A 14,027-nucleotide genomic window follows, 5' to 3' on the forward strand; every position below is an offset into this window, starting at 1 on the left:
AATGAGCCACTTTCTTGATCGCCTGAACCACTTTTCAAACCCGCGTGAATCGTTCTCGGAAGGCCATGGCGTCACCACTGCCGAAGACCGGACCTGGGAAGACGCCTACCGCAATCGCTGGGCGCACGACAAGATCGTGCGCAGCACCCATGGCGTGAACTGCACGGGCTCATGCTCATGGAAGATCTACGTCAAAGGCGGCATCGTCACGTGGGAAACCCAGCAGACCGACTACCCGCGCACCCGTTGGGACATGCCCAACCACGAGCCGCGCGGCTGCGCGCGCGGTGCCAGCTACAGCTGGTACCTGTACAGTGCCAACCGCGTCAAGTACCCCATGGTGCGTGCGCGTCTGCTCAAACATTGGCGCGAGGCACGTTTGACGCTGCCGCCGGTGCAGGCTTGGGCAGCGGTCGTGCAGGACGACGCCAAACGCCGCGACTACCAAAGTGTGCGCGGCCTAGGTGGATTTGTGCGCTCCAGCTGGGACGAGGTCAACGAGATGATTGCGGCCTCCAACGTCCACACGATCAAGAAGCACGGCGCTGACCGCATCATCGGCTTCTCGCCGATTCCGGCGATGTCCATGGTCAGTTACGCCGCTGGCTCGCGTTACCTGTCGCTGATTGGCGGCGTGTGTATGAGTTTTTATGACTGGTATTGCGACTTGCCTCCATCGAGTCCGCAAATCTGGGGTGAGCAAACTGACGTGCCTGAGTCGGCCGACTGGTACAACTCCGGCTTCATCATTGCCTGGGGCTCCAACGTGCCACAGACGCGCACCCCCGATGCCCACTTCTTTACCGAGGTTCGCTACAAAGGCACCAAGACCGTGGCGATCACGCCCGACTACTCCGAGGTCGCCAAGCTCTCCGACCTTTGGCTGCACCCCAAGCAGGGCACCGATGCAGCAGTTGCCATGGCCATGGGCCATGTGATCCTGAAGGACTTCTATTTCGGCGGCAACGGCAAGCCGCGCTCCGCATACTTCGATCACTACGCACGCCGCTACACCGACCTGCCCATGCTGGTCATGCTGAAAGAGCACCAACTGGAAAACGGCGAAACCGTGATGGTGCCGGACCGCTATGTGCGCGCGTCCGACTTCAACGGCAAGCTGGGCCAGGCGAACAACCCCGAGTGGAAAACCGTGGCCTTTGATGCGCAGGGCAAGGTTGTGTTGCCACACGGCGCCATTGGCTTTCGCTGGGGCCCCGATGGTCGTGCAGATGCCGGCCAATGGAATCTGGAATCCAAAGAGGCGCGTCAGGGTGACGAGGTCGCGCTCAAGCTGTCGGTCATGGAGGGTGATGCACCCAGCACGGACAGCGCCAAAGTCGGTTTTCCGTACTTCGGCGGCATCCACCACGACCATTTCCAGAACAACGAGCACAGTGACGTGCTGGTACGTACCGTGCCGGTGCAACGCATTTCCCTGGGCAAGGCCGGCGAGGAGCGCTCAGCCCTCGTGGCCACAGTGTTCGACCTGCAGGTTGCGCAGTACGGCATTGCCCGAGGCTTGCCCGGTGAGCTGGCCGCTGCCGACTTTGACGACAACACGCCTTACACCCCGGCCTGGCAGGAACAGATCACCGGCGTACCGCGCGCCCAGATCATCGCCGTCGCACGCCAGTTTGCCGACAATGCCGACAAGACCGAAGGCCGGTCCATGGTCATCATCGGCGCCGGCATGAACCACTGGTACCACAGTGACATGAACTACCGCAGCGTCATCAACATGTTGATGATGTGCGGCTGCATCGGCAAGAGCGGTGGCGGCTGGGCGCACTACGTGGGTCAGGAAAAGCTCCGGCCCCAGACCGGCTGGACACCACTGGCCTTCGCACTAGACTGGATTCGTCCACCCCGGCAGATGAACTCCACCAGCTTTTTCTATGCCCACACCGACCAGTGGCGCTACGAGAAGCTTGGCGTGGACGAGGTGTTGTCGCCGCTCGCCGACAAGAAGCTTTATGGCGGCAGCATGATTGACTACAACGTGCGCGCTGAGCGCATGGGCTGGTTGCCGAGCGCACCGCAATTGCAGACCAACCCCATGCAGGTGGTCAAGGACGCGCAGTCCGCGGGACTCGATGCGAAAGACTATGTGGTCAAGTCGCTCAAGGACGGCTCGCTCAAGATGAGTTGCGAGGACCCGGACCACCCGGCCAACTGGCCGCGCAACATGTTTGTCTGGCGTTCCAACATCATCGGTTCGTCAGGCAAGGGCCACGAATACTTCCTCAAACATCTGCTGGGTACGGACAACGGCGTGCAGGGCAAGGACCTGGGCGCGGAAGAGGGCAAGCCCGAGGAAGTGGTCTGGCATGACAAGGCCCCGGAAGGCAAGCTGGACCTGCTGGTGACGCTCGACTTCCGCATGAGCACGACCTGCCTGTACTCCGACATCGTTCTGCCGACCGCCACTTGGTACGAAAAGAACGACCTCAACACCAGTGACATGCACCCCTTCATACATCCCCTGTCCACCGCGGTGGACCCGGTGTGGCAATCGAAGAGCGACTGGGAGATTTACAAGGGCTTCGCCAAGAAATTCAGCGAGCTGTGCGAAGGCCATCTCGGTGTCGAAAAGGAAATGGTTCTGACCCCGGTGATGCACGATTCACCCGGCGAGCTGGCCCAGCCTTTTGATGTCAAGGACTGGAAGCGCGGCGAGTGTGAACTGGTGCCGGGCAAGACGGCGCCCCAGATGCAGGTGGTCGAGCGCGACTACCCCAACGTCTATAAACGCTTCACGGCTGTCGGCCCCCTGCTCAACAAGGTGGGCAACGGCGGCAAGGGCATTGCGTGGAACACCGAGATCGAAGTGCGACAACTCGGCGAACTCAACGGCCTCGTGACCGAGCCCGGCGTGACCCAAGGCATGCCGCGTATCAACAGCGACATCGACGCCTGCGAAATGGTGCTGCAACTGGCACCGGAAACCAATGGTCACGTGGCGGTCAAGGCTTGGGCGGCGCTGGGCAAGCAGACTGGTCGTGAGCACACACATCTGGCGCTGCACCGCGAAGACGAAAAAATCCGCTTCCGCGACATCCAGGCGCAGCCGCGCAAAATCATCAGCTCGCCGACCTGGAGCGGCATCGAATCAGAGACGGTGTCGTACAACGCCGGCTACACCAATGTGCATGAACTGATCCCATGGCGCACCCTCACGGGCCGCCAGCAGTTCTACCAGGATCACCCGTGGATGCTGGCTTTCGGCGAGGGCTTGGCCAGCTACCGGCCGCCGGTGAACCTGAAGGCCACCGCCGGTGTGCACGGCATCCGCAGCAACGGCAACACGGAGATACTGCTGAACTTCATCACGCCGCACCAGAAGTGGGGCATCCACTCAACGTACACAGACAACCTGTTGATGCTGACCTTGAGCCGGGGCGGACCCATCATCTGGCTCAGTGAAGACGACGCCAGGCTCATCGGTGTGGAAGACAACGACTGGATCGAGGCTTACAACGTCAACGGCGCGATTGCGGCTCGGGCTGTTGTCAGTCAGCGCGTCAAACCCGGCATGGTGATGATGTACCACGCGCAGGAAAAAATCGTCAACACGCCGGGTTCGGAGATCACCGGCCAGCGTGGCGGCATTCACAACTCGGTGACGCGCATTGTGCTCAAGCCGACGCACATGATTGGTGGTTACGCGCAGCTTTCCTGGGGCTTCAACTACTACGGGACCATTGGCACCAACCGCGACGAATTTGTTGTGGTGCGCAAGATGGACAAGGTGGACTGGCTGGATACGCCGCGTGACGACGAGCGGGCTTTTGCCGTGCAACAAATGGGAGAAGCAGCATGAAGGTACGCGCACAAATCGGCATGGTGCTGAACCTGGACAAGTGCATCGGCTGCCACACCTGCTCGGTCACCTGCAAAAACGTCTGGACCAGCCGCCCCGGCATGGAGTACGCCTGGTTCAACAACGTCGAAACCAAGCCAGGCATCGGTTACCCCAAAGAATGGGAAAACCAGGACAAATGGAACGGCGGCTGGGTGCGCAAGGCCGACGGCTCCATTGAGCCGCGTCAGGGCGGCAAGTGGAAGTTGCTGATGCGCATCTTCTCCAACCCGAACATGCCGCAGATCGATGACTACTACGAGCCCTTCACCTTCGACTACGCCCATCTGCAGGCGGCGCCAGAGATGAAGGCAGCGCCGACGGCGCGGCCACGCAGCCTGATCACCGGCAAACGCATGGAAAAAATCGAATGGGGCCCGAACTGGGAAGAAATTCTGGGCGGCGAGTTTTCAAAGCGCAGCAAGGACGCCAACCTGGCGAACTTCGAGCAGGTCCAGAAAGACATGGTGGGCCAGTTCGAAAACACCTTCATGATGTATTTGCCACGCCTGTGCGAGCACTGCCTCAACCCGGCCTGCGTGGCGTCCTGTCCTTCCGGCTCGATCTACAAGCGCGAGGAAGACGGTATTGTGCTGATCGACCAGGACAAATGCCGCGGCTGGCGCATGTGTGTCTCGGGCTGTCCGTACAAGAAAATCTATTACAACTGGAAAAGCGGCAAGGCCGAAAAATGCACCTTCTGCTACCCGCGCATTGAAGCCGGCCAGCCGACCGTGTGCAGTGAAACCTGCGTGGGCCGCATCCGTTACCTCGGCGTGGTCTTGTACGACGCCGACCGTATCCAGGAAGCGGCCAGCGTCGAAAACGACAAAGATCTGTACCAGGCCCAGCTCGACATTTTCCTGGACCCGAACGATCCGAAAGTGATCGAACAGGCGCGGAAAGACGGCATTCCGGAAGCCTGGCTGGAAGGCGCCCGCCGCAGCCCGGTCTACAAGATGGCGGTGGAGTGGAAGGTGGCGCTGCCGCTGCACCCCGAGTACCGCACGCTGCCCATGGTCTGGTACGTACCGCCGCTGTCGCCCATCACCTCGGCGGCCAACGCCGGGCATATCGGCGTCAACGGTGAGTTGCCCGACATCGCGCAGATGCGGATTCCCGTGCAGTACCTGGCCAACCTGTTAACCGCAGGCGACACGGCACCGGTGATTCGTGCCCTGCAGCGCATGCTGGCGATGCGCTCCTACCAGCGCAGCAAGCATGTGGACCAGGTGCAGAACCTTGCGGTGCTTGAGCAGGCCGGCTTGAGCGTGGCCGAGGTCGAGGAGATGTACCACATCATGGCGATTGCGAACTACGAGGACCGCTTCGTCATTCCGAGCACGCATCGTGAATACGCCGAGAACGCGTTCGACATGCGCGGCGGTTGCGGCTTTACCTTCGGAAATGGTTGTTCGGACGGCGCCAGCGATGTCAGCCTGTTTGGCGGCAACAAGAAACGCACTATTCCCATCAAGGTAGAGGTCTGAACCATGGCATTTTTTAATAACACCCCCGCCGTTGCCACGAAGACACTGCGCGTCCTGGCACGGTTGCTGGGCTACCCAGACACCGAGTTGCGCAGTCATCTGGGCGCCATGCGCGAGGCATTACATGAAGAACGTGCCCTGGGGGCGCAACGGCTGACCGAGCTGGACAGCCTGATTGAAGCGCTTGCGCTTGCGCCAGCGCTGGAGACCGAGGCGGCCTATGTCGAGTTGTTCGACCGGGGCCGCGCTACGTCCTTGCACCTGTTCGAACACGTGCATGGGGATTCACGTGATCGTGGCCCGGCCATGATTGATTTGGCGCAGACCTACGAGAAGGCCGGCATGTACCTGGCCGAAGGGGAGATGCCGGACTTCCTGCCCGTGGTGCTCGAATTTACCTCCACCCAGCCACCACGCGAGGCGCGCGAGTTTCTGACCGAGATGGCACACATCTTCAACGCAATTTTCGCGGCATTGCAGCAGCGCGAGAGTGCCTACGCCTCCGTGCTGGGAGCTTTGCTGGAGTTGGCCGGCGAAAAGGCCCAGCCGGTGCAGATCGCGGCCGAAGAACCTGTGGACACAGTCTGGGAGGAGCCCGTGGTCTTTGACGGCTGCTCGACGAAAGGCCAGGCCAGGCCCGACCAACCGCAACCGATTCATATCGTGCCTCACGTACGCAAGGCACAGCCCACACAAGGAGCACAAGCATGAGCCCCGGACTTCACGGATTCTTTTTTGGCGTCTATCCCTACATCTGCCTGACCGTTTTCCTGCTCGGTAGCCTGATCCGCTTTGACCGCGACCAGTACACCTGGAAAAGCGACTCCTCGCAGCTTCTGCGCACAGGCCTGCTGCGCTGGGGCAGCAACCTGTTCCACGTGGGCATCCTGTTCCTCTTCTTCGGCCATCTGGTCGGCCTGCTGACGCCCCATGCGGTGTATGGGATTTTCATGGACGCCGCCTCCAAGCAGCGCATGGCGATCTACGCGGGCGGCATTGCTGGCGCCATCTGTTTCATCGGTCTGTCGATGCTGATTTATCGCCGCATGTTCGATGAGCGCATCCGTTACACCAGCCACAAGACCGATCTGGCGATCCTTCTGATTCTGTGGGTGCAGCTGGTCGTGGGTCTGATTACTCTGCCTTATTCGTGGGGACACGCCGATGGCAGCGTGATGCTGATCCTGGCCGAGTGGGCCCAGCGCATTCTCACCCTGCGTGAGGTGGACTCTGCAGCGCTGGCGGTACTCCCCTGGCCGTATCGCTTTCACATCGTGTTCGGGATGACCATCTTCCTGCTGTTTCCGTTCAGCCGCCTGGTGCATGTGTGGAGCGGCTTCGGAGCGGTTGCCTACCTGTTCCGTCCCTACCAGATGGTGCGCAGCCGCCGTCTGGGTGTTCCTCGCGCCAAATCGCCCGGCGCTCCTTGACCTCTTTGCATGAACCAGGGACTCTCCATGACCACTCAAACTCTTTCTTCACCCTTTGCAATCCAGGGCTGCGGCAGCGGTTCTTGCGGGTGTGCTTCTTCCGCCGCTACACCTGCCCCGCAGCAAGCCCTTGTCAATGGCATCGCTCTGCATGCGCCCGGGCAACGGCTGGACGCGGCCACGCTGCGTGAACTGGCGTATGCCGAACTGCTGCGACAGCACGCGGTTGCACAAAGACTTCTGTCGCGCCATACCGGCCTGATCACTCCGGAGTTGGATGACGCCCAACGCGAAATCATCGAGGCCATGATCGACCAGGAGGTGGTCACGCCTCACCCCACTGGCGAAGAAGGTCGACGCTATTACGAAGCCCACAAAGCGCAGTTTCTGGTGGGACAGGCTCTGCATGTGCGGCATATCCTGTTTGCCGTCACACCCGGTGTCAACGTCCAGGCGCTCACCGTGCATGCAGAGCGCGCCCTGCTTGAGCTGTCGCACAAAGGCGTGGCCCCGGGGCGTTTCGCACAGCTGGCTGCCGAGTTGTCCAACTGCCCAAGCAGCGCTCAAGGCGGGGACCTCGGCTGGATAACACCTGACGACTGTGCCCCCGAGCTGGCAACTGAGCTGTTTCACCTGGAGCATGCGCAAACCGGTACTGGCGTGCATCCGCGCCTGTTCCACACACGGTTTGGTTTTCACATCATCGACGTGCTGGAACGACGTAGCGGCACGCTGCCCGCGTACGAAGAAGTGCGCGAGCGCATCGCAGCCTTGCTGACTATGCAGTCCCGGGCGCGGGCGCTGCATCAGTACATGAGCCTGCTGGTGGGGGAGGCCGAAATAGAAGGTATCGCTCTTGAGGGAGCGGATTCGCCCCTGGTGCAATGACCGAAAACGCCGCCCCCGCAGACGAGCTGCTGCTGCGTTTGCGGCGTTTTCACTCTGACTATTTTCCGTTGCATCAGCAGCGCTTTCAGGATCTGGTGGCACAGGGGCAGCATCCCAAGACCTTGTTTATTGGCTGCTCGGACTCACGGGTGGTCCCATACCTGCTCACAGGTGCAGGTCCGGGCGAACTTTTCATCGTGCGCAATGTGGGAGCCTTCATTCCGCCGTATGACGGCTCACACGGGCTGCACGGCACCACGGCGGCGATCGAATTTGCGGTGCTCAGCCTGCATGTGGAGCGCATCATTGTTTGTGGCCACAGCCACTGCGGCGCCATCCGCGCCGCCTATGAGGGCGTGCCCGAAGAAGCGGTGGCGCTGCAGGCCTGGCTCAAGCTTGCCGACGAAGCCCTGCTGCCAGTCCAGTCTAGCCCTGAGGCCTTGCGTCGTACCGAACAGCGCATTGTGGTTTTGCAACTTGAGCGTCTGATGGCTTATCCCATGGTTAGGCGCGAGGTCGAGAAAGGCTTGTTGACCCTGCATGGCTGGCATTACGTGATTGAGGACGGTGAAATCCACATCTTTGATGTACGGCAAGGAAGTTTTGTGCCCGCCGCGATAGCCTCCAACAGCGGCACTGGCCCGTACCAACCCTATGTGGAGCACGATGGACAAATTATCAGTATCTGAGGTGGACGCAAGCGCGGGTGTTGATTCGGCCGCGGTGGCGGAAATTCTGCAGACCCTGGCCCATGATTCCGGCCTCAAGCCCTGGCGCTTGGGCGGAAAAAGCCTTGTCCCGGTGGTGCAGGGCGGCATGGGCGTGTGTGTGTCAGCCGGGGGCCTGGCGGGCGCGGTGGCCAGCATGGGTGGTGTAGGCACCTTGTCCTCTGTAGACTTGCGCCGCCTGCACCCTGACCTGATGGCCAAGACCGGGCACCTGGACAAAGAGCCTGATGCAGGTGCGCAAATCGATGCTGCCAATCTGGAAGCGTTGGACCGCGAAATTCGCCGCGCGCGAGAGCTCTCGCAGGGGCGGGGCCTGCTGGCCGTGAATGTGATGAAGGCCCTCACTGCCTACGAAGCCTATGTGCACCAGGCCCTCGCCAGCGGAGCCGATGCGCTAGTCGTTGGTGCGGGCTTGCCACTCGATTTGCCAGATCTGGCAAAGGATTTCCCAAGGGCAGCGTTGATTCCCATCCTTTCCGACGCGCGTGGTGTGCAGTTGCTGGTGCGCAAATGGCAAAAAAAAGGACGTCTGCCTGATGCCATCGTGATTGAACATCCCGGTCTTGCGGGTGGACATCTGGGCGCAGCTAAGGTTGCTGATCTGCACGACGCCCGATTTGATTTTGAGGTGGTCATCCCGCAGGTGCTGGAGTTTTTCAAGACTGCCGGCATTGAGCGCGACATCCCTTTGATTGCTGCGGGGGGCATCAACTGCCGCGAGGACATCCTGCGCCTGCAGGGACTGGGGGCATCAGCTGTGCAACTCGGCACAGCGTTTGCCGTGACCCAGGAGTGTGACGCCGACCCTGCTTTCAAAAAGGTATTGGCCGACGCCAAACCGGAAGACCTGGTGGAATTCATCAGTGTGGCCGGCCTGCCTGCGCGTGCAGTGCGCACGCCGTGGCTGGATAAATACATGCGGCTGGAGCCCAAGCTGCAGGCCGCTGCCCACTTGAAGAAAAAGTGCAACATGTCGTTTGACTGCCTGTCGCATTGTGGTCTGCGCGACGGTGTGTCCACTATGGGCCAGTTCTGCATTGACCAGCAGCTGGGTCATGCGTTTGACGGCGACACGCGTCAAGGCCTTTTCTTTCGGGGTGCTGCCCGGCTGCCTTTTGGCAGCCAGATCCGTTCGGTGCAAGAATTAATGCAATGGCTGCTGGGCGGTATCCGGCCTGCGGCGACTATTGCAGGAGCGTGACATGAAACGCGAGCAACTCAACCGGCCTCAGGATATGACGGCCACGCAGCCCATCAGCCAGGACGTGCTGAAGGAAAAGTACCTCAAACCCGGCGAAACAGGCGTGGAAGACCTGTATCGGCGCGTGGCGCGAGCCCTGGCATCGGTCGAGCCCGAAGCGGACCGCGCAAAACACGAGGCCTTGTTCCTTGAGAACCTGCACGCCGGCGCCATAGGTGCTGGCCGCATCATGAGTGCGGCCGGCACATCCATCCAGGCCACACTGATCAACTGCTTTGTGCAACCTGTGGGCGACGGCATCCAGGGCGTTGACGATGGCGGCTACCCCGGTATTTATGAGGCCCTGCGCGAAGCGGCCGAAACCATGCGGCGCGGTGGCGGTGTGGGCTACGATTTTTCACGCATCCGGCCGCGCGGCGCAGAGGTCAAGGGCACGGCGTCCATGGCCTCCGGCCCGTGCAGCTATATCAATGTGTTCGACCAGTCCTGCTCCACCGTCGAAAGCGCCGGTTCACGGCGAGGCGCGCAGATGGGTGTGCTGCGCATCGACCATCCGGACGTGCACGAATTCATCACTGCCAAGCGCACGCCCGGACGCTGGAACAACTTCAATGTCTCGGTCGGCATGCCGGACGCCTTCATGCAGGCGCTGGCCGAAGACCAACCCTGGGAACTGGTGCACAAGGCCAAGCCCGGCGCTCCGTTGATGGAGCAGGGCGCGTTTCAACGTGCCGATGGCCTGTGGGTTTATCAGACGGTGGCGGCGCGTGAGTTGTGGGACACCGTGATGCATTCGGCCTACGACTTCGCTGAGCCCGGCATCCTTTTCCTGGACCACATCAACCAGGACAACAACCTGCGCTACTGTGAAGATATTGCTGCGACCAATCCTTGCGGCGAGCAACCGCTTCCCCCCTACGGCTGCTGCGACCTCGGACCCATCATCCTCACGCGGTTTGTGCGCAACCCTTTTGGCTTCAACGGCGTGCCGGATTTTGATTTCGAGGCTTTTGCAAAGTCCGTGACCACGCAAGTCCGCGCGCTGGACAACGTGCTGGACGTCACCTTCTGGCCGCTGCCGCAGCAGCAGGCCGAGTCCGCTGCCAAGCGGCGCATTGGTGTCGGTTTCACTGGTCTGGGCAATGCGCTGGCCATGTTGTGCCTGCGGTATGACGCGCCCGAGGGTCGTGACATGGCAGCACATATTGCTGTGAGCATGCGGGATACGGCCTATGCTGCGTCGGTGACGCTTGCGAAAGAAAAAGGCGCGTTTCCGAAGTTCGATGCTGAGGGCTACCTCGCCGCAGGCACCTTTGCCAGCCGCTTGCCGGCCGCTTTGCAGCAGTCCATCCGCGCCAGCGGTATCCGCAACAGCCACCTGCTGTCGATTGCACCCACCGGCACGGTCAGCCTGGCGTTTGCGGACAACGCATCCAACGGCATTGAGCCTCCGTTTTCCTTTATGTACCGGCGCAAGAAACGCGAGTCTGACGGCAGCACTACCGAGTACGCAGTGGAAGACCATGCCTGGCGCTTGTACCGCGAGCTCGGTGGCGACGTGGACAAGCTGCCCGGCTATTTTGTGTCGGCGCTTGAGATGTCGGCGGACAGCCACATTGGCATGATGGAAGCGGTGCAGCCGTTTGTGGACACGGCGATCTCCAAGACCGTCAACGTGCCTGCCGACTACGCCTACGAAGATTTCAAAGGTCTGTATCAGCAGGCCTGGCGCGCAAAACTCAAGGGCCTGGCTACCTACCGGCCAAACGCCATTCTGGGTTCGGTGCTCGAAACCCATGCGGACCCTGCAGCCACGCCAGCGGCAGCGCCTGCCGTCGACCCGATGCGCACGGTGATCGAAAGCCGACCCAAGGGCGCGCTATCGGCGGTGGCGGAAAAGGTGGATTACTGGACGCAAGAAGGGCGCAAGACGCTTTATATCGTGGTGTCTTTTCTGCCGGTTCCTGCTGCCATGGGCGAAGGCACGGTTGAGCGCGCCATCGAATTTTTCATGCCCGTTGGGCAAAGCGGTGAGTCGCAGCAGTGGATCACCTCCAGCATGCGCATGTTGTCGCTGGCGGCGCGCGGCGGTTTCCTCGAACGCGCGCTCAGTGACATGCGCAAGGTCGCCTGGGACCGCGGCCCCGTGCGTCTGGGAACCTACGAGAAAGCCGATGGCACGCGTGTGCCGCTTTGGCACGATTCGGAAGTGGCCGCCATTGCCTATGCGGTGCAGAACATCATCGCGCGGCGGGCGCGGCAACATGCAGCCGGCGCCTCACCTGCGGTGGAGCCCCAGGTTGACATGGCGCTAGCACCGCCGGTGATGGCGGGCAAGAAGTGCAGTGAGTGTGGCGCCCACGCAGTGATCCGCAAGGACGGCTGCGACTACTGCACCCAGTGTGGTCACCTCGGAGTCTGTGGATGAGCGAACACGCGTTGCCAGTTACGACGGTGCGCTCCGGCAAACCCTCGGTCAGCGAGCGCGCCAGGGTAGACCGCCGCTGGCGGCCAGGTCACCTGCTGTTGGCGCCGCATCGGCTGGGTTTCTTTCTGGCAATGATCATTCTCGTGACTGCCGGCGCCTGGTGGGCGCTGGTGCAGCTGGACCGTGTCAGCGTGGCGCTGAGCCTGCCCTACGCGCTGTCGCCTTCGCTCGTACATGGCGCCGTGATGACCTTCGGGTTTTTGCCGCTTTTTTTCTCAGGTTTTCTTTTTACTGCCGGACCCAAATGGCTGGGCGTGGCCCCGCTTGCGCCCCGGCAGCTGCTGGCGCCTTTGCTACTTCAGGTAACAGGCTGGCTGTTGTGTCTGGCCGGTGCGCACCTGCATGGCTTGACGGCCCTCGCCGGCTTGGCTCTGTCGGCTGCCGGACTGACCTGGATGACCGCCCTGTTCTGGCAGTTGCTGCGGCGCAGCCCGGTTGAAGACCAGATCCATGCGCGTGCCATCGGCAGTGCGTGCATCGTGGGTTGCATCGCTCTGGCGGCACTCCCCATCAGTCTGTTGCTGGGTGCGCCGGCGGTTGCGCGCGCCTTTGTGCTCACAGGTTTGTGGGGCTTTGTGGTCGTGGTGTACGTCTCGGTGGCGCACCGCATGATTCCGTTTTTCACGTCCAGTGCCCTGCCTTTTATCAATGCGTGGCGGCCGTTCTGGGTGTTGTGGCTCATGTTGTCTGTGGCTGCTGTCGAGGTAGCGGCGGTGTGGATCGAGCTGGATGGCCGTCCGCCGGGCGCGGCGGGTACTGTCTGGATAGCCGTGCGCGGTGTTTTTGAACTCGCGGCTGGGATCGTATTCGTCTGGCTGGCAGTGGTGTGGGGACTGATGCAAAGCCTGAAGAACCGGCTGCTCGCCATGCTGCATATCGGTTTTCTGTGGTTCGGCCTGGCCCTGGTGCTGGGTGGGGCGGCGCAGTTGCTGGGCATTGTGGAGGACACCCCCGTTCTGCCCCTCGCCGCATTGCACGCCTTGACCATGGGTTGCCTGGCTTCGCTCATGCTGGCCATGGTGACGCGTGTGTCTTGCGGCCACAGCGGGCGGGCCCTGGTGGCGGACGGTCTGGTCTGGTCCCTGTTTCTGCTGCTTCAGGCCGCTACGGTGCTGCGCATTGTCGCCGCCGCACAAAGTCCTTTTCCAGCATGGCTGCTGGTTGCGGTCGTGCTGTTGTGGGTCGGGATCATGGGTGTGTGGGGTGTGCGACTGGGCAACTGGTACGGCCGCCTGCGCGCCGACGGTCGCCCTGGCTGAGAAGGACCGGAAATGAACCTGCTTGCTTTTCCCTCCCGGCCTCCTGTGGCCGCCGCAGTCGAGGCCGATCCGGCGCTGCTGGCGGCCGCGCTCATGCAGTCGCGACAGACCATCTTGCCCAAGCGCCTTGTGGCGCCCGGGCCTGATGCAAAACAACTCGATGCGATTCTGACAGCCGCTGCCACAGCGCCAGACCATGGGCAGCTTCTGCCGTGGCGATTTGTGCTGGTGCCGCAGGAAGCGCGCGACAGGCTGGGCGATGTTTTTGCGGCTGCGCTGCTGGCGCGAGATGCACTGGCCGCAGCGGAGCAAGTGACGCAGGCGCGCGAGAAAGCCTATCGCGCGCCCTTGCTGATGCTGCTGGTGGTTGACGAAAAACGCGGCGATGCAGACATTGATTTGGCCGAGCGCATTGTTTCGGCAGGCTGCGCCGTGCAGAACATGCTTCTCATGGCGACCGCGCTGGGGTATGGTTCAGCGTTGACAAGCGGCAAGGCCCTGAAATCTGATGAACTGCGCGCATTGTTCGGCCTGGATGCGGCCGAGCATGCGCTGTGTTTTGTCAGCATCGGCACCGCGCTGTCGCGCAAACCCGCGCGGTTGCGGCCGGCGCCGCGTGATTTTGTGACCAGCCTGTCGCCTGATGGCGATGCGGCAGATTCTTCGTTTTCCTTGTGACTGGAT

General features: G+C 61.7%; 10 protein-coding genes. All 10 read left to right on the forward strand.

Features of this window, described 5'->3' with window-relative positions:
* The first annotated feature begins 1 nt into the window (after nucleotide 1).
* From VE934_RS15960 to VE934_RS16005, 10 genes are read left to right on the forward strand one after another with little or no spacing between them, the layout of a single operon-like run.
* Entirely contained in the window at nucleotides 2-3,820 is a 3,819-nt protein-coding gene (locus VE934_RS15960; protein ID WP_324889274.1) for a nitrate reductase subunit alpha, read from the forward strand.
* The gene (gene narH / locus VE934_RS15965) at nucleotides 3,817-5,349 is read left to right on the forward strand and encodes a nitrate reductase subunit beta (protein WP_324889276.1); all 1,533 of its coding nucleotides are present in this window, start codon (nucleotides 3,817-3,819) and stop codon (nucleotides 5,347-5,349) included. The genes VE934_RS15960 and narH overlap by 4 nt, the downstream gene beginning before the upstream one ends.
* 3 nt (nucleotides 5,350-5,352) lie before the next feature.
* On the forward strand, nucleotides 5,353-6,060 hold the full coding sequence (gene narJ / locus VE934_RS15970; RefSeq protein ID WP_324889278.1) for a nitrate reductase molybdenum cofactor assembly chaperone: 708 nt from the start codon (nucleotides 5,353-5,355) through the stop codon (nucleotides 6,058-6,060).
* Complete coding sequence (gene narI, locus VE934_RS15975; RefSeq protein WP_324889280.1) at nucleotides 6,057-6,779, forward strand: respiratory nitrate reductase subunit gamma; 723 nt, start codon at nucleotides 6,057-6,059, stop codon at nucleotides 6,777-6,779. The genes narJ and narI overlap by 4 nt, the downstream gene beginning before the upstream one ends.
* Nucleotides 6,780-6,806: 27 nt before the next feature.
* On the forward strand, nucleotides 6,807-7,667 hold the full coding sequence (locus VE934_RS15980) for a peptidylprolyl isomerase (RefSeq protein ID WP_324889282.1): 861 nt from the start codon (nucleotides 6,807-6,809) through the stop codon (nucleotides 7,665-7,667).
* On the forward strand, nucleotides 7,664-8,356 hold the full coding sequence (locus tag VE934_RS15985; RefSeq protein WP_324889284.1) for a carbonic anhydrase: 693 nt from the start codon (nucleotides 7,664-7,666) through the stop codon (nucleotides 8,354-8,356). Before VE934_RS15980 ends, VE934_RS15985 begins: the two co-directional genes overlap by 4 nt.
* The gene (locus tag VE934_RS15990) at nucleotides 8,334-9,596 is read left to right on the forward strand and encodes a nitronate monooxygenase family protein (protein ID WP_324889286.1); all 1,263 of its coding nucleotides are present in this window, start codon (nucleotides 8,334-8,336) and stop codon (nucleotides 9,594-9,596) included. Before VE934_RS15985 ends, VE934_RS15990 begins: the two co-directional genes overlap by 23 nt.
* A 1-nt stretch (nucleotide 9,597) precedes the next feature.
* Complete coding sequence (locus VE934_RS15995) at nucleotides 9,598-12,024, forward strand: adenosylcobalamin-dependent ribonucleoside-diphosphate reductase (protein WP_324889288.1); 2,427 nt, start codon at nucleotides 9,598-9,600, stop codon at nucleotides 12,022-12,024.
* On the forward strand, nucleotides 12,021-13,343 hold the full coding sequence (locus VE934_RS16000; RefSeq protein ID WP_324889290.1) for an NnrS family protein: 1,323 nt from the start codon (nucleotides 12,021-12,023) through the stop codon (nucleotides 13,341-13,343). The genes VE934_RS15995 and VE934_RS16000 overlap by 4 nt, the downstream gene beginning before the upstream one ends.
* A gap of 12 nt (nucleotides 13,344-13,355) precedes the next feature.
* A complete protein-coding gene (locus VE934_RS16005; protein WP_324889292.1) occupies nucleotides 13,356-14,021 on the forward strand; it encodes a nitroreductase in 666 nt (221 codons plus the stop codon).
* The last annotated feature ends 6 nt before the right edge of the window (nucleotides 14,022-14,027 follow it).

This window comes from Polaromonas sp. (assembly GCF_035638815.1).
In the GTDB taxonomy this organism is placed as follows: domain Bacteria; phylum Pseudomonadota; class Gammaproteobacteria; order Burkholderiales; family Burkholderiaceae_C; genus Polaromonas.

Coding starts and splice junctions, on each gene's coding strand:
- VE934_RS15960 (WP_324889274.1), top strand. CDS start 2: ATGAGCCACTTTCTTGATCGCCTGAACCACTTTTCAAACCCGCGTGAA.
- narH (WP_324889276.1), top strand. CDS start 3,817: ATGAAGGTACGCGCACAAATCGGCATGGTGCTGAACCTGGACAAGTGC.
- narJ (WP_324889278.1), top strand. CDS start 5,353: ATGGCATTTTTTAATAACACCCCCGCCGTTGCCACGAAGACACTGCGC.
- narI (WP_324889280.1), top strand. CDS start 6,057: ATGAGCCCCGGACTTCACGGATTCTTTTTTGGCGTCTATCCCTACATC.
- VE934_RS15980 (WP_324889282.1), top strand. CDS start 6,807: ATGACCACTCAAACTCTTTCTTCACCCTTTGCAATCCAGGGCTGCGGC.
- VE934_RS15985 (WP_324889284.1), top strand. CDS start 7,664: ATGACCGAAAACGCCGCCCCCGCAGACGAGCTGCTGCTGCGTTTGCGG.
- VE934_RS15990 (WP_324889286.1), top strand. CDS start 8,334: ATGGACAAATTATCAGTATCTGAGGTGGACGCAAGCGCGGGTGTTGAT.
- VE934_RS15995 (WP_324889288.1), top strand. CDS start 9,598: ATGAAACGCGAGCAACTCAACCGGCCTCAGGATATGACGGCCACGCAG.
- VE934_RS16000 (WP_324889290.1), top strand. CDS start 12,021: ATGAGCGAACACGCGTTGCCAGTTACGACGGTGCGCTCCGGCAAACCC.
- VE934_RS16005 (WP_324889292.1), top strand. CDS start 13,356: ATGAACCTGCTTGCTTTTCCCTCCCGGCCTCCTGTGGCCGCCGCAGTC.